This is a genomic window from Allomuricauda sp. R78024 (genome assembly GCF_044596045.1).
Classification (GTDB): domain Bacteria; phylum Bacteroidota; class Bacteroidia; order Flavobacteriales; family Flavobacteriaceae; genus Flagellimonas.
The window spans coordinates 460210-482138 of the sequence record NZ_CP138995.1; the positions used below are offsets into that span (position 1 = coordinate 460210).

Annotated in this window: 20 protein-coding genes; 13 read left to right on the forward strand and 7 right to left on the reverse strand. The window is 37.6% G+C overall.

What is annotated here, in order from left to right; all coding sequences use genetic code 11:
* Nucleotides 1–35: 35 nt before the first annotated feature.
* Together SJY44_RS02005 and SJY44_RS02010 are read right to left on the reverse strand one after the other, a co-directional pair.
* Nucleotides 36–1808 carry a DNA mismatch repair protein MutS gene (locus SJY44_RS02005; protein ID WP_396591062.1) on the reverse strand — a complete coding sequence of 591 codons (1773 nt, stop codon included), beginning with the start codon at nucleotides 1806–1808 and terminating at the stop codon, nucleotides 36–38.
* Between the two features lie 73 nt (nucleotides 1809–1881).
* Entirely contained in the window at nucleotides 1882–5019 is a 3138-nt protein-coding gene (locus tag SJY44_RS02010) for a glycosyl hydrolase (RefSeq protein ID WP_396591063.1), read from the reverse strand.
* 89 nt (nucleotides 5020–5108) lie between these two features.
* Between SJY44_RS02010 and SJY44_RS02015 the strand changes: the two genes are divergently transcribed.
* The 9 genes from SJY44_RS02015 to SJY44_RS02055 all read left to right on the forward strand — a co-directional run bounded on the left by SJY44_RS02015 (nucleotide 5109) and on the right by SJY44_RS02055 (nucleotide 12944).
* A complete protein-coding gene (locus tag SJY44_RS02015; protein WP_396591064.1) occupies nucleotides 5109–6236 on the forward strand; it encodes a P1 family peptidase in 1128 nt (375 codons plus the stop codon).
* Nucleotides 6237–6301: 65 nt separating this feature from the next.
* Complete coding sequence (locus tag SJY44_RS02020; protein ID WP_396591065.1) at nucleotides 6302–7435, forward strand: SPFH domain-containing protein; 1134 nt, start codon at nucleotides 6302–6304, stop codon at nucleotides 7433–7435.
* A gap of 43 nt (nucleotides 7436–7478) precedes the next feature.
* Nucleotides 7479–8576, forward strand: a complete 1098-nt coding sequence (locus SJY44_RS02025) for a DNA helicase PriA (protein WP_396591066.1) — start codon at nucleotides 7479–7481, stop codon at nucleotides 8574–8576.
* A 21-nt stretch (nucleotides 8577–8597) separates the two neighbouring features.
* Complete coding sequence (locus tag SJY44_RS02030; protein ID WP_396591067.1) at nucleotides 8598–9101, forward strand: hypothetical protein; 504 nt, start codon at nucleotides 8598–8600, stop codon at nucleotides 9099–9101.
* Between the two features lie 40 nt (nucleotides 9102–9141).
* Nucleotides 9142–9906, forward strand: a complete 765-nt coding sequence (locus tag SJY44_RS02035; RefSeq protein WP_396591068.1) for a LytR/AlgR family response regulator transcription factor — start codon at nucleotides 9142–9144, stop codon at nucleotides 9904–9906.
* Between the two features lie 95 nt (nucleotides 9907–10001).
* A complete protein-coding gene (locus SJY44_RS02040) occupies nucleotides 10002–10463 on the forward strand; it encodes a nuclear transport factor 2 family protein (protein WP_396591069.1) in 462 nt (153 codons plus the stop codon).
* A gap of 139 nt (nucleotides 10464–10602) precedes the next feature.
* Complete coding sequence (locus SJY44_RS02045) at nucleotides 10603–11550, forward strand: SMP-30/gluconolactonase/LRE family protein (protein WP_396591070.1); 948 nt, start codon at nucleotides 10603–10605, stop codon at nucleotides 11548–11550.
* A gap of 16 nt (nucleotides 11551–11566) precedes the next feature.
* Nucleotides 11567–11986, forward strand: a complete 420-nt coding sequence (locus SJY44_RS02050) for a hypothetical protein (RefSeq protein WP_396591071.1) — start codon at nucleotides 11567–11569, stop codon at nucleotides 11984–11986.
* The gene (locus SJY44_RS02055; RefSeq protein ID WP_396591072.1) at nucleotides 11979–12944 is read left to right on the forward strand and encodes a hypothetical protein; all 966 of its coding nucleotides are present in this window, start codon (nucleotides 11979–11981) and stop codon (nucleotides 12942–12944) included. The genes SJY44_RS02050 and SJY44_RS02055 overlap by 8 nt, the downstream gene beginning before the upstream one ends.
* Before the next feature lie 2 nt (nucleotides 12945–12946).
* On the opposite strand, the gene SJY44_RS02060 is transcribed toward SJY44_RS02055, so the two are convergent.
* Nucleotides 12947–14050 carry a lactonase family protein gene (locus SJY44_RS02060; protein WP_396591073.1) on the reverse strand — a complete coding sequence of 368 codons (1104 nt, stop codon included), beginning with the start codon at nucleotides 14048–14050 and terminating at the stop codon, nucleotides 12947–12949.
* An 82-nt stretch (nucleotides 14051–14132) separates the two neighbouring features.
* Here SJY44_RS02060 and SJY44_RS02065 point away from each other — a divergent pair, with 82 nt between their 5' ends.
* The 3 genes from SJY44_RS02065 (at nucleotide 14133) to SJY44_RS02075 (ending at nucleotide 16838) form a co-directional block, all read left to right on the forward strand.
* Nucleotides 14133–15146 carry a helix-turn-helix domain-containing protein gene (locus tag SJY44_RS02065; protein ID WP_396591074.1) on the forward strand — a complete coding sequence of 338 codons (1014 nt, stop codon included), beginning with the start codon at nucleotides 14133–14135 and terminating at the stop codon, nucleotides 15144–15146.
* An 80-nt stretch (nucleotides 15147–15226) separates the two neighbouring features.
* Nucleotides 15227–16387, forward strand: coding sequence for a PQQ-dependent sugar dehydrogenase (locus SJY44_RS02070; protein ID WP_396591075.1), 1161 nt, complete (start codon nucleotides 15227–15229; stop codon nucleotides 16385–16387).
* Between the two features lie 28 nt (nucleotides 16388–16415).
* The gene (locus tag SJY44_RS02075; RefSeq protein WP_298923153.1) at nucleotides 16416–16838 is read left to right on the forward strand and encodes a nuclear transport factor 2 family protein; all 423 of its coding nucleotides are present in this window, start codon (nucleotides 16416–16418) and stop codon (nucleotides 16836–16838) included.
* 6 nt (nucleotides 16839–16844) lie between these two features.
* Here SJY44_RS02075 and SJY44_RS02080 read toward each other — a convergent pair whose 3' ends face one another.
* Both SJY44_RS02080 and hemH read right to left on the reverse strand, forming a co-directional pair.
* Nucleotides 16845–18236, reverse strand: a complete 1392-nt coding sequence (locus tag SJY44_RS02080; RefSeq protein WP_396591076.1) for an MATE family efflux transporter — start codon at nucleotides 18234–18236, stop codon at nucleotides 16845–16847.
* Entirely contained in the window at nucleotides 18237–19268 is a 1032-nt protein-coding gene (gene hemH, locus SJY44_RS02085; RefSeq protein WP_396591077.1) for a ferrochelatase, read from the reverse strand.
* Between the two features lie 122 nt (nucleotides 19269–19390).
* Between hemH and SJY44_RS02090 the strand changes: the two genes are divergently transcribed.
* Nucleotides 19391–20236: an N-acetylmuramoyl-L-alanine amidase-like domain-containing protein gene (locus SJY44_RS02090; protein WP_396591078.1), complete on the forward strand. Its 846-nt coding sequence runs from the start codon at nucleotides 19391–19393 to the stop codon at nucleotides 20234–20236.
* Here the strand turns inward: SJY44_RS02090 and SJY44_RS02095 are convergent.
* Both SJY44_RS02095 and SJY44_RS02100 read right to left on the reverse strand, forming a co-directional pair.
* Nucleotides 20222–20971 carry a ThuA domain-containing protein gene (locus SJY44_RS02095; RefSeq protein ID WP_396591079.1) on the reverse strand — a complete coding sequence of 250 codons (750 nt, stop codon included), beginning with the start codon at nucleotides 20969–20971 and terminating at the stop codon, nucleotides 20222–20224. The genes SJY44_RS02090 and SJY44_RS02095 overlap by 15 nt on opposite strands.
* A gap of 10 nt (nucleotides 20972–20981) precedes the next feature.
* The gene (locus SJY44_RS02100) at nucleotides 20982–21860 is read right to left on the reverse strand and encodes a helix-turn-helix transcriptional regulator (protein ID WP_396591080.1); all 879 of its coding nucleotides are present in this window, start codon (nucleotides 21858–21860) and stop codon (nucleotides 20982–20984) included.
* Between the last annotated feature and the right edge of the window lie 69 nt (nucleotides 21861–21929).

The window sequence follows — 21929 nt, forward strand, 5'->3', positions numbered from 1 at the left end:
TTTGATTGAATTCATTATTGGTATGCTAACCATTCTTAATCGACAATGCCCATTCTAGTTAGTAGAAAACTCGCATTCATATTTTGACAAACCCCTTCTTTAAAAGTATAGTCAAAGTAAAGTTCTCCATTTTTAATTTGAGCATCAAAGTAATAATTTTTGACCTCATTTAAGCTATCTGCCAAAGAACATAAGCTTAAATCATGAGTAGCAATAATACCCGAAGCTTTTAGCCGTACCAATCTTTCAATGAATTTTTTAGATCCTACAGCCTTATCAGTACTATTTGTTCCCTTTAAAATCTCATCCAAAATAATAAAATGAGACTCTTTTTCTATGGTATCAATGATTACTTTTAATCGCTTTAGTTCGCTAAAAAAGTAGCTTTCATCATCAGTTAAGCTATCAGTTGTTCGCATACTGGTAATTAATTTTACTGGATTGTAATTAACATCTTCAGCGCAAAGCGGCAGCCCAACATTGGCCATTACTATTTGAAGACCTACGGTGCGCAAGAATGTGCTTTTACCTGCCATATTTGCCCCCGTAATCACAAAAAACTCATCCTTGCTAATTTCAAAATCATTGGCTATGGCTATTTCAGGATTTAATAATGGATGTGCAGCTCCTTTACAATCCATTGTTTTATTATTGTTTATGAGCGTTGGATAAACATATCTATCATGATTAAAAGCGTAGTTCCCCAAACTACTATAGGCATCAAAAAAAGCAATGGTCTCAAACCATTTTGGCACTTCTTTTCTATTCTCTAGAATCCAATCTTCAATAGACTTACAGATGTACAGGTCACGTAAAAAAAAACTATTGGCCACTATGCTTATAAGAATATTATTTCGTTGATCCAGAGCATCTAACAACTTGGAGAACTTTTTTAATAGTGCTGAACTTGAATTCTCTTCTCGAACCACCTTATTTTGTTCTCTACTTAAATAATTAGCATTAAATTTTTGGGTTTCAAGCAATGAGATTAATCGTGCATACTGCCGAAAAGTACTTTGAATTTGTGTGGTATGTACAGCTAGTTTGTTAATGTCCTTTAAATACCTTCCGCTAATTGCCAGCCCTAAAAGAAACACTCCAAAAACAATATAACCCGATAAAAAATCTAAAAAGTAGAGTGCCCAAACTGCAATTGATAATATAGAAAATATCGTGCTTATTAATTTTGCCCGTTTTGGCACAAAAACTTTATAATTAGCCAACCAGTCAACCACACTTTTTGCGCTTACTTCTGTTTTAACCAAAGTAGCTTCAGCGCCAAATAGCTGACGCCATTCTGATAATGCCGCTAGCTCTTTTATTGCTTCTTGTTTTTCATGAATGCTATCAATATTGTTAGAAAGTAAATCATGAACTAAATGTTCTGTTCCACTTTTCAAACTTGTTCTATTGCTGTATTGAAAAAAAGAACCTCTACCAAACAAATCAATATCTTGACTAAAAGCATGGTCTGTATTGGCATACTCAATTCCATCTGGCAAACGATGAAAATTACGATTTAGAACTTCAAGCTCGGTTTGATTGATTTTGACTAATGCTTGCAGGAGGTCACGTTCGTATATAAGCTTATTATGACGAAGTAAAAGCACAACAAATAGAGCACTTGTTATACCTATAATGCCTAAAATGACTTGTGTATTACCCCAAATAAAATAGAGTGCAATTACGAAACCAACAAACAACAATAAACGCAACATACTTGAAGTATTTAGAGCTATTTTTAACTTTTTTAGCTGTTGCTGAAACTTGATTAGCTGTGATTCATAAAAAGCTTTGGGTGCTGTCATAAAAGTGTATCAAAAAATAAAGCTCCCTCAAATTACTAAGATGAAGGAGCTATAAAAGCATTTTGTGTGTTTATTAATCTTCAATAAATAAATAGTTCAATTTCAAACTATTGAAAGAAGCATTAAAATCTTCTATTTCTTTATCCACTAGACTGTCAAAAGCTGATAATTGTGATTTTATCTTAGTAGAAAGTTCATTCTTAACTGCAATGTCCTGTTCTGTGGGTGGAAAATCATCAATAGAAACCAGGCTATTTAAATGCCCCAGCTTATTGGTCAACCGAATTGGGAAATTTAACGGATCCTGATTACTTCTGTTTTGTGTTTGATACAACGCTTTTTCTATCTCACTAAAATCCTCTTTCATTTTCGTTGCTTTCTCCACTAAATCCTTGGTTTGCTCATTATCCTTATACTGTTTGGAAAAAGCTTCCAATTGCTTATTAATCTTTCGAATTTTTTTGATGGATTGATGTGCTCTATCAATAGTTTCATTAATGTCTGAAATGAAATCATATTGCTTTTGCATATCAGCAACAGAAACCTCTGCTCTTGGATCTGCCAAAATCTTAAAATCTTGAGATTGTGATGTTCCGTTTACATTTAAATGAGCTTTGTATGAACCAGGAACTGCTTTGGCGCCACTAAAATTAGCCCACCAAAAAATCATCCCTTCCAATTTTTTAGCCCCTTTACCACGAGTATCCCAAACATGGGTGTTTCCTCCTTTTTTAGCCTTAAATTTTTTATCCTTTTCTTTTGCAAAAGTGCTATAATTGGCCAAAGTATCACCATTCATAGTGGTATAAGTGATGCTGATACTATCTTTTTCAGACATCTCTTTTAGATAAAAATGCGTAACCACACCATTCGGGTGATTTTGCCCTTCTGTCTTTGAAGACTCTTTTGCAGCAGATCCCTTGGTACGGTAGCTGTCTTTTGGTTTGTACAACATTGTTGTTGCACTTTTAGCAGATGCATTCAATTGATGAAGCACCGTGAGGTCATCTATCATCCAAATGCTTCGCCCTTGTGTAGCAACAATCAAGTTATTCTCTTTAATGGTCATATCTGTGATGGGAACAATGGGTAAATTCAGTTGGAATTTTTCCCATTTTCGCCCGTCATTAAAGGAAACATACATTCCCGTTTCGGTACCAGCATACAATAGACCCTTTCTTTTTGGGTCTTCCCTGAGCACTCTTGTAAAATGCTCATTATTTATACCGTTCGTTATCTTACTCCAGGTCTTTCCATAATCTGTGGTTTTGTAGAGGTATGGTTGAAAGTCTCCCAGCTTATAACGTGTCGCTGCAACATAGCACGTGCCTTCATCAAAAGCTGATGGTTCAATGCTGTTGACCATACTCCACTCTGGCATATTTGGAGGTGTTATATTCTCCCAACTCTGGCCACCATCCTTAGTAATATGAATTAATCCATCATCACTTCCAACCCAAAGCAATCCTTCTTTTAAAGGACTTTCATTGGCCGCAAAAATGGTACAATAATATTCAACACTTGTATTATCTTGTGTAATGGGGCCACCACTAGAAACCAATTTTGTAGGGTCATTTCTTGTAAGGTCATCACTTAACAATTCCCAACTCTGTCCTTCATTAGTGCTCATATGCACATGGTTAGAGAATGTATAGAGTTTTTTGGGATTATGTTTGCTGAAAATAATTGGGAAATTCCATTGAAAGCGGTATTTCATACCCTCCGCACCATGACCCATTGGGTTGTCTGGCCAAACATTGATCCCTCTTACAGTATTGTTTTTATGATTGACACGAGTTAGAAATCCATCGTAACTACCTCCGTAAACAATATCATTATTTAATGGGTCAACTGCAATATGGGCAGATTCACCACCAGCAGTTGGTTCCCAATCGTCCTCCCCGATAGAGCCATCATCACTACGATGATTGATTCTTATTGTTGAATTATCTTGTTGTGCCACATAAATACGATACGGAAACGCATTATCCGTAGTCACTCTGTAGAACTGTGCTGTTGGTTGGTTATAATAGGTACTCCACGTTTCACCACCATCATAACTTACCTGAGCTCCACCATCATCACCAATAATCATTCGTTTAGAGTTCTCCGGCGAAATCCAAAGATCATGGTGGTCACCATGTGGTGCATTAAATGTATTGAAGGTCTTACCACCATCGGTAGATTTATGATACCTTACGTTCATCACATAAACCACATCTTCATCCTCTGTATCTGCATAAACACGAGTATAATACCATGCCCGTTGTCTTAGTTTACGCTCGCTGTTGACCTGTGTCCATTTTTTTCCTCCATCTTCAGAACGGTACAAACCACCTTTTTCCTTATTCTCCACTATGGCCCAAACCCTATCACTATTTTTAGGGGAAACCGTAACTCCAATAATTCCCAGAGTGTCCTTTGGAAATCCTTCATTTTTTGAAATCTCTGTCCAAGTTTCTCCGCTATCTGTACTTTTCCAAAGTGCAGAACCATCTCCGCCACTACTTAAACTATATGGCGTTCTTTTGGCTCGCCAGGTAGAAGCATACAAAATCCTTGGGTTATTTGGGTCAAAAGTCAAATCCACAGCGCCAGACTGGTCATTTACGAATAAAACTTGCTTCCAAGTTTTTCCACCATCAATACTTTTATATACGCCACGCTCTTTGGTTGGTTTATAAATATTACCAAGAACAGCTGCGTATACCGTATTGTAATCGGTTGGATGAATTCGGATTCTGGGGACATGTCTACTTTTTTCCAATCCAGCTTTTTCCCATGTTTTCCCTGCATCTTCCGTTTTCCATACACCATAGCCGCTGGATACATTTCCACGTAGTGTTTTTTCTCCACCGCCAACATAAATGACATTTGGATCACTTTTGGCAACTTCAACAGAACCAATACTTCCTCCAAAATAACCATCAGAGATATTTTCCCAGCTACGACCGCCATTCAATGTTTTCCAAACACCACCGCCGGTAGCGCCAAAATAAAATAGATTAGGTTCTCCTGGAACACCTGTTACTGCCGCAGAACGCCCACCACGAAATGGGCCTACCAAACGATACTCCAAACTGGAATAAAGTTCTTCCGGGTATTCTGGTGCAGTTTGCGTGGATTTGTTACGTCGTTGTGCCTCTGTCGAGAGGGTAAAAAAGCAAAATGCCAGCAAGAACAGGCCGGCTTTGGAAAGCTGTTGTTTCATTTTTATTGTGTTAAATTAGTCGGTATTAAAAGTAACGAAAAAGAGGGAATGATTTCTGCCTATATTTCAAAAATGGTATTTTGGTAGTCATGAAAAAAAAATCATTTACAAGTCTTCTTTTTCTAGTTATTCTTTTTTCAATTTCTGCACAGCAGAAACGCCTTCGTGATCACGGAATAGAAATTGGGGTGCTCAAACCTGGGGCCTTAAATGCCATAACAGATGTACCAGGAGTACAGGTTGGTCATTCAACATTAATAAAAGGTGATAGTATAAGAACTGGAATAACCGCCATCTTACCTCATTCTGGTAATGTTTTTCAGCAAAAAGTGCCTGCCGCTATCTATCTTGGCAATGGTTTTGGGAAACTGGCAGGGTATTCTCAGGTCAAGGAATTGGGTAATTTGGAAACTCCCATTGTTTTAACCAATACTCTTGGGGTTGCTACTACTGTTAATGCCTTAGTGGGCTATACTTTATTACTTCCTGGGAACGAGACCGTACGTTCCGTAAATGCTGTGGTAGGGGAAACAAACGATGGTTATCTTAATGACATTCGTGGGCGCCATGTTACCGAAAAAAATGTATTACAAGCAATAAAAAATGCAAAGACCGGCCAAGTTGAAGAGGGCGGCGTTGGAGCTGGAACGGGTACCATTTGTTTTGGTTTTAAAGGAGGAATTGGAACCTCATCCAGAATACTACCAAAAAAATCTGGAGGATATACCGTAGGTGTTTTGGCGCAAACCAACTTTGGCGGAATGTTAAAAATCGCTGGAGTCGATGTAGGTAAACAAATGGGGCATTACTCTGATAATTTTAAATATGCTACGGATGGTTCTTGCATGATGATAGTCCTCACAGATGCTCCTTTGGATTCCAGAAATTTGGAGCGCTTGGCAAAAAGAGCCATGCTAGGTTTGGGAAGAACCGGGGGAATTGCCAGTAACGGCAGTGGTGATTATGTAATTGCAGTTTCCACCGCGGAAGAATGCAGAATCCCATACGAAAGTGATAGCACTATACAAACTGTGCCGACTTTAAGGAACTCAGCAATGACACCACTATTTTTAGCTACCATTGAAGCTACCGAAGAAGCCATTTTAAATTCGTTGTTTGCAGCAGAAACCATGATTGGTAGAAATGGACATAAAATAGAAGCACTTCCTAAAAAGCAAGTATTGGAAATGCTAAAAGCTGCTGGAAAAATTCGGTAAATATTATTTCCATCACTGCCCCCTTTTTTTTAGCTTTAGAAAACAATTTTTAAAAACACTATTCCATGGATATTTTTAGCAAAATCAAAGAAAAACTCACCCATGAGTTTATTGATATTATTGAATGGCTTGACTATACCGATGACACTATTGCCCATCGGTTTGAACGCTACCAAAATGAGATTAAAAACGGTGCCAAGCTGATTGTTCGCGAAGGACAAACGGCTGTTTTTGTAAACGAAGGACAATTAGCTGATGTTTTTACACCTGGAACTTATGATTTAACTACGCAAAATTTACCTATTCTTAGCACCTTAAAGGGTTGGAAATATGGTTTCAATTCTCCTTTTAAAGCTGAAGTTTATTTTGTGAACACTCATCTATTCACTGATGAGAGATGGGGAACAAAAAGCCCTATTACTTTAAGTGATGATCGTTTTGGGTTGGTGGAAATTCGAGCTTTTGGAACTTATGCCTTTAAAATTTCTGATGCTGGAAAGTTTATTACCGACATTGTTGGTACCGACAACAACTTTACCAATTTTGAAATCAATGAGCACTTAAAAAGTTTGATTGCAACCCGTTTTACCGATACTGTTGGTGAAGCCAATCTGCCCATAGAGCTTTACGCAGCAAATACTTCGGAGCTCTCGGAAACATGTCAAGAGGTGATGAAATCCGAGTTTCTTTCGGTGGGGATTTCCTTGGAGAAATTCTACATTGAAAATGTTTCTATGCCAGAAGATCTTAAAAAAGAAATCTTCGAATATAGTCGTATTGACAAATTGGATTTAGACAAATTGACCAAGTTCAAAACAGCCAAAGCTATTGAAGCCGCTGCCAAAAATGAAGGCGGAACAGCTGGAGCAGGAATGGGTATGGGTATGGGCTTTGTATTAGCACAACAAATGGGCGGGCTAATGAGCCCTCAAATGGGGGGCAGCCAACAAATACAGCAAACTGGAGCAACAATTCCTCCACCAATGCCCTTATCGGTGCAGTATTTCTATGCCGTCAATGGAGCACAACAAGGCCCTGTTTCTTTTGAACAGTTGCAGGCCCTTTTTGCAGGGCGAACGGTAAACCGAGACAGTTTGGTTTGGAAACAAGGTATGGCAGCATGGACCGCATTAAAAGATATTGAAGAGTTGAAGTCATTTTTAGGAGGTAATACCCCACCGCCTTTACCGTCCAATTAATATTTTCTCATTGTCATTTTTAAAATGACTTTTCACCGGATACATGTCTGTAGAACCTAATATCCAAAAAACGGAGCTTAAAAAACCCTGTGTCAATTGTGGTGCAGAGCTCAAATACAAACCCGGAACTACCAATATTAGTTGTGAGTATTGTGGGCATGAGGAATCCATCAAAATAGATGAGAATGGGTTTACAGAGCTAGAGTTATATCCATATCTCAAAGAGATGGGCGCTCAAAAGCACAGCGAAGAAATTTCAATGCTTCATTGTAAAAACTGTGGGGCAAATCAACATGTAGAAGAAAATTACAAGTCTCTTCATTGTGTGTATTGTAGTATGCCTTTGGTCATAGAAGATGCCTATAAAGAGGATTGGATATTACCGGGCGCTGTTTTGCCTTTTCAGATTAAAAAACAACAATCGTTTCTTATTTTTCAAAAATGGGTGAGCAAGTTGTGGTGGGCCCCTAACAAACTTAAAAAGGCATCTTTAGACCCTCAGTTTACCAAGGGATTGTATTTACCCTATTGGACTTTTGATGCGCAACTTTCGGCTTCCTACACTGGGCAGCGAGGTGAATATTATTATGAGACACAGCGCTACAGAGACAGCAATGGCAAAACCCAAACACGGCAAGTTCGCAAGACACGCTGGTATGCAGCTTCGGGCAAGGTTTCTGGTTTTGTAGACGACACTTTGATAGAGGCATCCAAACAAAAGACAGGGAGAATTCCGAGCAAAATTGCACGTTGGAACTTAAAAAAGTTACAACCTTTCAATAGTGGTTTTCTTTCGGGGTTTGTAACCGAAAAATATACCATCCCATTACAAAAAGGCCATTTATCGGCCAAAGGAGAGGCAAAACAAATTGCAGAACGTTGGTGCAGACAAGATATTGGTGGTGATACACAAAGGGTAAACAGTATGGATATGAACTTATCAGAGGAAACCTTTAAACATATTCTATTACCAGTTTACATAAGCGCATATCGGTATAAAAGCAAGGAATATAATTTCTTTATCAATGGCGAAAACGGTCAAATCTCAGGAACCAGACCTTATAGTTTTTGGAAAATATTCTTGGCCATTGTTTTTGCTATTTTGTTGATTTCCATTTTTGTATATTTTGCAAAGGGTTAATCCTCTTTAAAGATTTTAGTTATGAAAAAAATGCTCTTGTTTTGTTTTGTTGTACTCTTAAGTTCTTGTGTAAAACAACAACCTCCAAGTGATTGGCAAGTTGTTCTAAAGACTGATAGAGATGGGAACGTTCTAAAAGGATCTAAAAAAGACTTGATGAACGCGATTAGAAATGGGCAGGATTTAAAAATTGGATGGGGCAGTAAAAGAGAGGATTTGTCCATTGAGCATCTCTCCGTTCCTATTTGGTTGGCCATTCTTAGTGAAAAAGAAGTAATGGCCCATTTAGACCCACAAGTATTGTCAACTATTGATTGGGACAGTCTTAATGTGAATTATAAGGATTCTGATAAATTACAACAGGAATGGCGGGTAGTACTTAGCACAAAAAGTAACTTTGATGCCGTTTGGTATGATAAAAAGGCAGATACCTTAATTAGAAGGTGGCCCCAAAAACATATTATGACATGGTTTTCCAAAGGTTCTGTAGACAAAAAAGCAGTTCCTTTGTTTAACAAATCTTAAAATTTTGGTACGCCTGCGTTAGAATTACTACTTTTAAAACGTGTCAAAACGTATCTCCTTAATATCTATTTTCGTTTTACTCAACATGGGTATAGGTCGCATGTTTCAGGAAAGCTTAGGTATGGCCTGTTTTTCCGAACTCTCTATTCTTGCTATAACCAGTTTCTTTTTTTGGAATGCCTCTGCTAAGCAAATAAAAAAATGGGGCAATAAATGGACAGTTACTTCCTCCGGAAGAAATATCCTAATTCAAAGTGGATTGGGTTTATCTGCCTCTGCTTTAAACATCATTGTGGGCCAGGTTTTAGTTGTATTTTTAATGACCACGGTTTACCAATGCACTTCACCTAGTTTTGATATCCTAAACGCAAGCTTGACCAATAATATAGCTGTAAACCTGCTTTGTTACTTTTTATTACTGTTTTGTTTTGTTGATATCAAAAAAGAAGAAGCTATTGCCATTTCTCAAAATGGGAATACCGAAAGCAATTTTCGTCTGTCAGTTTCCAAAAACAGTTCTCAATTTTTGCTTAGTCCCCAAGAAATCATTTATGTGGAAACCAGTAATAATTGTATTGTACTGCATACAGAAAAGGGGAAGTTTGTTAAGTACCAAAGTTTAAAGTCATTGTCCGTGGAACTTTGTCCTAAAACTTTTAAGCGGGTCCATCGGTCATATCTTGTAAATTCAGATTTAATAGCACATATCCAAAAGAATCATAACGGGGATGGAATACTACATTTAACCACTGGAGATGCTATTAAATTTAGTAGAACTTATCTAAATAGTATTACCAATAAATAGGCTCCTCCTCGATTCACCCTTTTTTTACCGCGACTCACAAAGCAATTCTATACTTTCATTTTACAAGTAACCATCTTTACAGAAATCAATTGAAAATGAGAAAAAGATTATCCTGCATCGTTTTACTTGTTGCCTTTGGCTGCCAAACAAATCCAAAAGAAGATACCACTGAAAGTATCATTACATCAGAAGACCAAGAAATTCTAAGGAACCTAAAAGAGATACAATGGCCAAAAGCCTATAGAGAACAGGATACTGTTTTATTAGATAACATTTTAGCTGATGATTTTCAAATGGTTGATGCCAGCGGTAACTGGTCCAACAAGGTCAAGGAGCTTGAGTGGATCAAAGGACACGCCATGCAACATGATTCTTTTTACTATGAAATTAAGCGTCTAGATATTTTAAACAATGGTACTGCCATGATTTGTGGCACCGGTCATATTTTAAACGATTCCACCGAAACCATTTATCAATCCAGCAATGTGTTAATTAAGCGTGAAGGAAGGTGGAAAGCCATAGCTTCCCATGTTTCCGGGATCAAGAAATTAGATTAGCAAGTTTTTGTGAATATTTGGTCTGAAGAAATGCATATGTAAGACCACCTATGACACCAAAAAGTTAAGTCTTGTTTTAACAAAAGTTTTAAAACATGACCTCTAATTATATAGTAATTTGGGGAAAACAGTCAATCAAATGAAAACACTTCAATGCGTTTTGTTTTTACTATCGTTTTCGCTACAAGCCCAAGCACCCAATAGTTTTATAGACCTAGTTTTTGAAAAAGACCTTATTCCCGAGGGCATTGCCGTTGATATCCAATCAGGAAAACTCTTTATTAATAGTCTTAAGCATGACAAAATAGTGCAATGCAATCTCGATGGCACAGATGCAAAGGATTTTATTCAAAGGAAGGAATATGGCTATTTAGCAGGCTTTGGAATGACTATAAAAGGAGATATTCTGTATGCACTTGGAAATAGCCTTCCAAAAGACAATAATAAATCTATCCTTCTTTTACTGGATATCACTACAGGAGATCTAATTAAATCCTATCTATTGGACAATCCTGAATTTATTTATCTGAATGATATTGCCGTAAGTAATCATGGAAGTGTATTTATTACCGACTCCGAAACCAATAATATTTATACCATCAATCCGTCCAGTGATCATTTGGAAGTGTTTTACTCCAATGATGAAATCAAACATTCCAATGGAATAGCCATATCTGATAATGACAAGTATCTTTATTTTGCGTCGTACACTAGTGGAATTCGCGTATTGGATATTGCGACCCAAAAATTGGTGAATCAGTCCAATGAACACAAAGGAATTGATGGCATGAAATTTTATGAAAACAGTTTAATTACCATAATCAATTCTAGAAGAGATGCTTCTGAAAATGGAGTTTATAAGTTTCATTTAAATAAAGAACAGACCAATATTCTTCAACAGCAAAAATTGATGCCTTTTAGGCTCCCTTCGGACATTCCCACCACTTTTGACTTAGTTAATAACAGCATATATTTTATAGCCGATTCTCAAATGGATATGCTCAATCAGCAAACCAATGAGATTATTGATGCCTCAAATTTGGAAAATTACCAATTGATCATTCGAAAACTTGAATCAGCAGATTGAATTTAAATTCTTCTCTATGAAATCGAAAACCATTTTTTATAGCGTACTCCTTTTTATGCTGTCCATACAATTTTCAACAGCACAAAACCAGAAAAAAAACACGGTCATATCAAAAAATTACTGCACGGAAATAGGCCGTTTTGATTTGCTCATTGATAATGACGAAGTGGCCGGGTCTTACCTATTGATTCATAAAAATGCGCTAGGAGGGGTATGGGGTAGATTAAAAGGTAGTGTCATGACAGGTAGATGGCACGATGCAGATGGAAAAGGCGATATTATCATCACATTTACCGACGACTTTTCCTTTTTTACCGCAAATTATCGCAGCGATGATGCCCCAGAAAAATGGTACAAAGACTCCTGGCATGGAGCCTTGAGACCTAATGAGAACGCTTCTTTTGAATTCAACAATAAAACCTATACCTGTGAATAGCTTAAAAGTCATCTCGATTCTTTTTATCATTCTAATTTTAGGGTGCAAGGAGCAGGCAGAACCTGTGGAGAAAATACAAAATCAGAAATACTCAGGTCCTTTTTTTGGTATTGATCCTACTGCATCACCTCAACTTCTGGCGCCAGAGCTTTTGGCATCACCCTCAACGGAATACAACGGCACCTTCTCGCCCGATGGAACTGAATTTTATTATACTACGGATATGCCCACCAATGCCTATATCACTTTTACTAAAATGATGGAAGACAGCACTTGGAGTGAACCAAGAATAGCTTCTTTTTCGGGAGAATTTTCAGATTACGACCCGCTTTTTTCTCCTGATGGAAATCGTATTTATTTCAGTTCAAGTAGACCTAAAGGCGATAATGAAAACAGCAAAATCTGGTATGTGGAACGAACAGATGCTGGGTGGGGTAAAGTCGTCCGGGTAACCTTAACTGGCGAGGAGGATAATGAATATTATAGCTCGTTAACCCACTCTGGTACTTTATATTTTAATATTTGGTCCAAAGGGGATATTTACAAGGCCATTCCCAACAATACTGATTATACCGTTGAGGCTTTATCAGATGTCATTAACTCTGGAGAAAATAAGGGTGATCCTTTTATCGACCCCGATGAAGAATATTTAATTTTTAGAGGCTATGATGACAGCTTGGGCAAAGGGGATCTATATATCAGTTTCAATTTAGAGGGCGAGTGGACTGCACCCGAAAATTTGGGCGACCCAATCAATTCGTCAGAACACGAGATGTGCCCTTGGGTAAGTCAAGATGGAAAACTATTTGTTTTTGCGAGCGGAAGATTAGAGGAACCCATTAATGTTAAAGCTTTAGAACCTGTTAAAAGAATAAATAGAACGCATAACAATGGGCAATTGAACTTATATTATATGTCAGCTGAGTTCATTCAAAAAATGAAAGAAAAGCACCTTTAAAATCAATCCAAAAACTCAAGGCAAACTGGACTTGGCAATGCTATTTCATTAAGAAATTCCAAGGTTCCTTGTTCAACATTACGTTTGAAGATGGTAATGTTATTGCTTCTCTGATTTGCGACCAATATGAAGTTCCCGCTTGGATCAATAGTAAAGTTCCGCGGCCAATTACCATTCACTGATTCACGACCAACCAATTTCAATTTACCCGTTACTTCATCTACGTAAAAGATGACGATTGAATTTTCTCCACGGTTAGAACCGTACAAGAATCTCCCATCCGAGGATAAATGAATATCAGCACAAAAATTTTCACCTTCAAAAGAAGCATCTAAAGTGCTTTTTGTCTCTATTTCCAAGTAATCACCATCCTTCTGTTTTTGAAAAACCGTAATAGTAGAATTCAGTTCATTGATCACATAAAGAAATTTGTTTTCCTTGCTGAAGACAAAATGTCTTGGGCCCGCACCATCGGGTAAATCCAGTGAAGCTTGACTTGCAGTAGTAAACTGACCATTTTGGTTTTGATAACGTTTTACAGCATCTAGACCTAAGTCTGAAACAAGTAATCCTTCCGAAGAAAACTTTGCCATATGCGCATGGGCCGTTTTAGCTGTATCCAATACTTTATGATCTATAACTTGAGGATTATCCTTTAGTGCCCCATCATCTTCTAATTCAAAAATGGAGAAGTTGCCTCCTGTGTAATTTGAGACGGCCAAATACCCATTATCTGATAAGGACACATGACAGGGATGTGCACCACCGGTGCCCATGCTATTCTGAAGTTCTAAAAGTCCGTCCTTTAATTTAAAAGCAGTAACGCCTCCGCCCAAACTATCAAAATCAGCGGTCTCCTGAACGGCATATAAGTTTGTTCTGTCTCTGGAAATTTTCAAAAAAGAGGGGTTGGGCAACACTGCGGCTAAGCTCTTCTCTTGAAGCACTCCAGAATTGGAATCAAAGGTAAAACGATAAATTCCCTCGCTTTCACCATCAGTATAAGTTCCTACAAATAATGGAAATGTTTTTGTCACTTGCTTTTTTTCAGAACAACCCATTAAAATCAATAAAGAAATACTAAGAATTAAATAAGAAAACTTCATTCGCTAAAAGGTCTTTTGCTAAAAATAGTAACTAAATGCGACATGTAAATTTTCTTTGATGTCTTCTTTCTATTTTTGAAGTATGGACAAGAACGCCATAATATTGGTTTTAAGTTGCTTGGGGATAGCCCAGGCCTTTTTTCTTTCTTTTTATCTCTTCACGCTCAAAAAAGGGAACAGGAAGGCCAACGTTTTTCTGGCACTTGTAATTTTAGGTTTGACCATTCGCATAGGCAAGTCCGTACTTAATGTGCATTTAAATTTGGAACCTTGGCAGCGCAACTTAGGGCTTTCTGGTATTTTATTAACGGGGCCGTTCTTATGGCTTTATGGAAAATCATTGCTAGCCACGCAAAAAAAATTCAGATATAAAGATTATGCTCATACAGTTCCCTTCATCTTATTTGCCCTTTTATGCGGCATTGTTCCCAATACTGGCAACCCAATTTCGTATGCCATATATATTTTGGTGTTTGGGCATTTGGCAACCTACATTGGTCTCTCCTATAAAGTGTTCCACAAACATAGGACAAAAGTTCATCCTCAACGAGCCAAATGGTATAGGAACCTGGTTATGGGGGTCGCTCTAATATGGCTTTTTTATATGGGGCATCTTGCTGGGTTGTTCTCTCTTTACATTGGTGGGGCCATTTTCTTTTCTGTACTAATTTATATTTTCTCTTTTCTTTTTCTTCAAAAACACGCTTTCCAATTGGGAAAGTACAACACATCTTCTTTAGACAAATCTGCCTCGGAAGAGCTATTGAGTGCCCTAAAAAAGTTGTTTGCAAAAGACGAGATTTTTCTGGACAACACCCTTTCACTTGAGTCTATTGCAGAGCGGTTGAACGTCTCTACTAGAAAATTATCCCAAGCCATAAATGAAAATGAACACAAGAATTTTTCAGATTTTGTAAATGGGTATAGAATTGAAAAAGCAAAGGTATTGCTGACCAATCCAAATCATAAAAAGGAAAAAATAGTGGCTATAGCCTATGACTGCGGTTTTAGCAATGCCACATCCTTTAATCTGGCCTTTAAGGCAAAAACACAATTGACCCCTTCTCAGTACAGGAAGGAATTTGGAACAACATAGTTCTTTTTTCGTCTTAAGAATCATGTTTTTTAAAGGGTTGTAGTTTGAGTTTTTCATCATTTGTATAAAAATTACAAAAGATGAACAAATTAGTAATTCCGTTGGCGTTCCTTTTGATAGGTTGCTCACAGAATCAAAAAACTTCTGCTTCAAAGAGTGTTTTATCTCCTTTACCAACAAAACAAATCGTGATGGATAGTCTTAACCATCCTTGGAGCATGGCCTTCTTATCAAACGAGGAAGCTTTGATCTCTGAAAAAGATGGGGATCTTTTGCGCATCAATCTTAACTCGAAAGAAAAACGAATCATCAAAGGATTTCCAACCGATTTAACCGATAGCATACGTGCTATTCATTTTGGTGACAATTCGGGGATTTTTGAGGTGCTAGTTGACCCAGATTTTATAAGCAATAAGTGGGTGTATGTTTCCTATGCGGCCAAAAGAAAAGGTCTAGGTACTACTACAAAAATTATAAGGGCTCAATTGAACAAAGATTCTCTTATTCATCATCAAGTCTTACTTGAAGCCAATCCCTTTACAAAAGAATACTACCATTATGGCGGCGGTATGACATTTGGGCCAGATGGAAAACTTTATATAACCATTGGTGAACGTCTTTTTTGGGAAAAGGATGAACCTGAAATACCAATTGCGCAGGACGTGACCGATAAACGTGGAAAGATATATCGCATTAATCCAGATGGGAGTATTCCAAACGATAATCCTGATTTTGGTCCAAATGCCGTGCCCGGCTTATATGCGATGGGGATACGTGCGGCGCAAGGAATAACCGTTGAGCCCAAAACTGGTAAAATCTGGTTCAGTGAACATGGTACCATTCAAGGCGATGAAATCAACATTCTAAAAGCCAGGGCAAACTATGGATGGCCTAATGTAACGTCTGGAAAACTAAGGAGTCAAGATTACACTCCACCAAAATTTGAAGATGTGACCTTTACGCCTCCAGTTTGGTTTTGGCACCATACTGTGGCCCCAACTGGGCTTACTTTTTACACAGGTGACGAATTCCCCCATTGGAAAAACAATTTAATTGTTCCAGGGCTATCTCGTGGAAGTCTATGGCGATTTCGCATTGAAGATGAAATTATCAAAAGTGCCGAAGAATTATTTATAGACAATCCTGTTCGCATTCGTAAAGTAAGGCAAAGTCCAGATGGAAAACTTTATATTCTCACTGATGAGGATAACGGAAAACTCATTCAAATAAAAACTCAATAAATCATCAATTCTTAAAACTTAAAAACACATGAAAACACAATTCTTGACTTTCACACTTTTACTATTAACCCTTTCTTTATTTGCGCAATCCGAGGAAGAAGCTATACGGCAAACCCTTCAAAATTATATTGATGGTTCATCCTATAGCGACCCAGAACTAATAACGTCAGCGTTTTATGAAGACGCTGATTTATTCCTATCCAAAAAAGACCAAGAATTATGGGTTTTGTCCCCAAAGGAATATGCCAACTTATTTAAGAATAGAGAACAAGGAAAATTCAACGGTAGGAATGGCAAAATATTGATGATTGATTATGCAAACAACATTGCTTCTGCCAAAGCGGAGATTCTGATTCCCAAAGGAGGGCTAAAGTTTATCGATATCTTCTTATTGAAAAAGCTTGAGGGTAAATGGAAAATCATTAGTAAAGCGGCCACCCAAATAGAATAACAAAAACTAGGGTCCAGTTGATACTTCGAGTTTGGTTTTTACTTCTTTACCCAAATAAATGCCTGTAACTATTGTTGCCAAAACATCAGCAATAGGAAATGATAACCAAACTCCAAGTTCTCCCAAAAAACTAGGTAAAATCAAAACAAGTGGAATAAAAAAGAAGCCTTGTCGGGTTAAGGTCAGAAGCAAAGCTGGGATTGCTTTTCCCACAGCTTGAAAATAGGCAGCACCTATTAATTGTAATGCTATAATAGGTGTTGCCGCAAAGACCCATCGCATTGCTGCAGGGGCATGTTCCAATACAAAAGCATTGGCTATTAATTCCTCTGGAGGCAAATCTTCCCTACTGCTTAGAAACAAAGATGTTATAGCATCGGGAAAAACCATCAATCCTATGAATACAAGTGTGGCTACCAAAGCCGCATATTTAATTGCGGTAAAAATGGATTCTTTAACGCGGTCATATTTTAAAGCGCCATAGTTAAATCCTGCAATGGGCAAAAATCCTTGGGTAACGCCAAAAACAGGGAATAGCGCAAACATCAACATTCTACCAATAATAGCGTACACAGCAACCATGGCCTCGCCTCCTAAATTGAACAGAATATTGTTCATCAGCAAATAGGTGATACTGGTAACTGCCTGTCTTGCCAAGGTTACAAAACCAAGAGAGCCAATCTCTTTTAAAATTGGCATGTTCAACCCAAAATGTGGTAGGCTTATTTTTAGCTCTGAATTCTTAGAAAGAAAAAAGTAAAAGATGTAACCAAAACACATTAGGTAACCAACTGTTGTTGCCCATGCTGCTCCATGCATCCCCCAGTCAAAAACATAAATGAAGATGTAATCCATGAGCAGGTTCCCAACAGACGGAATAATCATGGCTATCATGGCAAATTTTGGTTTCCCTTCGGCTCTAATGACCGTATTGCCCATCATACAAAGTGCCAAAAACGGTACCCCGTATAAAATGATGGTGTAATAAACTTTTGCAGGATCAAAGATGGTTCCTTTACCTCCAAAAGCTGGTATAAGATCATCTACAAAGTAGAGCCCCAAAGCCACCATACTGATAGTCACCAAAAGGGTCAGTGTAATCTGGTTTCCAAAAGTTTTAAGGGCTTTTTCTTTGTTTTCAGCTCCCAGTGCCCTGGAAATTATGCTGGAACCGCCAATCCCGATTGCCATTCCCAATGCGGCAATAAAAAACGATACGGGCAATACAACATTAATGGCAGCTATGGCAATGGACCCAATCCAATTTCCTACGAAAATGGAATCCACCAAAACATTCAAGGACATTACCAAAATTCCTATGGAAGCGGGTACTGCTTGCTTGATCAGTAATTTACCAATCGGCTCTGTTCCTAATTGATCAGAGGATACTTTTGCCATCTAAACTGGCAAAGTTTCTTTGGACTGCCAATCATTGACCCATTTGGCCATTAACTCCACCCATTCCTCATTATCATTTAGACAAGGTATGTGAATATAGGACTCGCCACCGGCTTCCATAAATTGGTCCTTTCCTTCCATCGCAATTTCTTCCAACGTCTCCAAACAGTCAGAGACAAATGCTGGAGTAATTACAGCCAATTTTGTCTTTCTTTCTTTTGCCAAACGTTCAAATTCAAAGTCGGTGAAGGGTTTTAGCCATGGATCATTGGGCAATCTAGATTGGAAAGAAATACTGGTTTTATCTTCTGGCAATCCTAAAAAAGCTTTTACTTTTTCAGTAGTGTCAAAACATTGATGACGATAACACGTATGATGCGCTACGGAGTTTGTTTTACAACAGCTTCCGTCTATTTTACAGTGGAATTTTGTTGGGTCCGATTTTCTAATATGACGTTCCGGGATACCATGATAAGAGAACAGGATGTGGTCATAGTCGAACTCTTCAAGTCCTCTTTCAATACTTTTTGAAAGCACCTGAATATAATCGGGATTGTTATAAAATGCAGGTAGCGTAGTAATTTTCATTTCTGGAAAATGTGTAGTTTGCACCTCCATGGTTTTTACCACAACGGTTTCAAAAGAACTCATGGCATATTGTGGATATAGTGGAACCAACAGTACCTCATCCACGCCTTTATCTTGTAATTCCTGTAATGCATTTTTTATGGTGATGGAACCATAACGCATACCAAGGGCAACTGGCATTTCTGTATGACTCTTTACCTTTTCGGCAAAGCGTTCCGAGATTACAATCAATGGAGAACCCTCTTCCCACCAAATCTTGGAATAGGCTTCGGCCGATTTCTTTGGGCGCGTCTGTAATATGATTCCCCTAACAATGATGTTTCGCAACCAGTTGGGAACATCAATAACCCTCTCGTCCATCAAAAATTCATCCAAATAAGGCTTTACATCTTTAGCTGTTGGGCTATCTGGAGAACCCAAATTAACCAATAACACTCCTTTCATAGCAATTTGTTAAGAGCAGTAAAAATACTACTTGAAGATGATTTAACATTTGATTCCATTAATTTGTTTCCTTATAATTCCATAGATAATCCTAATTTAGTTTGGTAAACCTAAATCTGTCTATGTTACACAAGACTGTATTTTATCTTATTTTAATTTTTGCATTGACGGTAGATGCCCAAATCTCCTGCTCTCCAATGGATTCCACCCTATTTTATTCAAAATTGGAAGGGCTCAAAGGAATTGAAGGAGATTCGTATGGCGATTCTGTTGTGGACATCGGTAAATCATTTTTAGGCACTCCATACGTAGAAAAAACCTTGGAAATTGGAGACATTGAAACTCTGGTCGTCAACTTAAGAGGTCTAGATTGTACTACCTATGTTGAAAATGTTTTGGCCTTTGGTCTAATGTTCCAAAATAATCAAACCGACTTTGAAAGTTTTACAGAAAATTTAAAAACCATTCGGTATAGAAATGGTGTGTTAGACGGTTACCCTTCTCGTTTACATTACTTTACAGAATGGATAAGAAACAATGAGGGTAAGGGACTGATCCAAGATATCACTGTTAGTTTGGATGGGATTGAGATGAATAAAGCCATCAATTTTATGGGCACTCATAGAGCATTGTATCCTTTTTTGGAAGAAGACAAAAACTATGCGGCCATTCAAGCTGTTGAGGTAGAACTTGCCAAAGAAAGCCTTTGTATCCTGCCTCAAGATAAGATTGAAAGTAAGGAGCATTTGATTCAATCTGGAGATATTATTGCACTAGCAACATCTATTAAGGGGTTGGATGTAACCCATACTGGATTTGCCATTAAACAAAACGGAAGAATACATCTACTTCATGCTTCCAGTTCTGGATCTGTTAGAATTACCGAAGAACCTTTAGTTGATTATTTGAAAAAAATCAAAAGTAATATTGGTATCATTGTGGCAAGACCTACTCTACTTTCTTCCTAAGCACCATTCAATACCACCTAGTAGATGTTGTCTAAAATCAGGCTCATCAAAAGAAGTCTCTGTGTGGCCGCCTCCGGTATAAAAAGCTCTTCCACCATCAAATTCATGATACCAAGCTATAGGATGATTTTCGCCATTAGTTCCTCCTTCATAACTTTTTTCATCTAAATTAAGTAAGACAGAAACGTTGGGGTTTAGGTTTTTATAATTGTACCATTCATCCGTGCGCATCCAAGAATCAGAAAGATGGGCAGTAGAACCATGTTCTTTATTCAGCACTTCTATCTTGGCTTCATGCACCCCAGGAGGATGGCTATCAAAATAACCTCCAACCAATTTGCCATACCACGTCCAATCATATTCTGTATCTGCGGCAGCGTGAATCCCTAGAAAGCTTCCCCCACCTTTAATATAATTTTCAAAGGCCGCTTGCTGGGTATCATTCAAAACCTCCAATGTAGTACTAAGGAAAACCACTAATTTGTAATTTTTCAAGTTTTGGGGATTAAAATCTGAAGATGTTTCTGTTTGCAGTACAATAAAACCATTCTCCCTGCCTAATTGTCTTAGCGTACGAACTCCTTTTTCAATGGATTCATGCCGATAACCAGTAGTCTTACTAAAAATTAAAACCAGCTCTGGGGTCTTTGGGGTATCCTCTGCTTTTGAGTCATCTTGGGCATTAATAAATAGTGTTGAACAAAGGGCAAATAAGAATAGTCTAATAGGTCTCATCAAAAGGGTTTTAAGCATTTGAAGTTAAATATTTTTTTGGTGTGGTTCCATATTTCTTTTTGAAAGAAGCAATAAAATGACTGGCAGTGCTATACCCTACCCTAAGACCAACTTCGTTTACATTATGACTTCCCGTTTCGAGCATTTTTCGTGCGTATTCCATCTTATAGTCAAACAAAAAGCCATACACTGAATCGCCATAAATCTGTTTGAATCCCTCTTTCAGTTTCTTCAAACTTAACCCAATTTCTTTTGAAAGTTCATTCAATGTAGGTGGCTCTACCATTCTGGAAATCATTATTTCCTTGGCCATTTTTATACGGCGCACATTATCTTCATCTGCCAAGAAAGGGCATTGTTCCAAGTCCGCATCTTTTGTTTTATTAAAATACAGCGAAATCAGCTCATAGACTTTTCCTCTTACGTACAATTCTTTAATGGATGGATGCAGATTATAGTTCATCAATTGACTTAATACCACTGCAATTGCAGGGGAAACAACTTCTTGGGAATAGTATTTCTTTTCTTTATTGTCTTCACTCAAAAATGGAATGTAATTGGCCTCATTGGAAAAAAGAGAATGAAACTTTCTAATGGTCATGATAACTGATAACAACCAGGTGTTAGGGGAAATATTCAAATTTAAAGGCAAATCTTTCTGTGTATTGTACAGCAAAAGAGAGTTCTCTTCAGATACTTCCAATGTATAATGTCCATCATTAAAATTAAACCTGGAACCTCCCTTTAAACAAAAATGAAACTGAATAAATGAGCTGTCTATTTCACGTTCAATTACATTAATTTCTTCCGTATCGTTCTGAATTTTAAGTATATAAAACCCATCCTCAATTAAAATTTCCTCATAAGAACCTTTGGCGACATTTTCCATTGCTAAATGCTGTTTTTTTAAGCAATTAATCCTATTTAGAATGACTCTAAATTGTTTTTGTTAATTCAA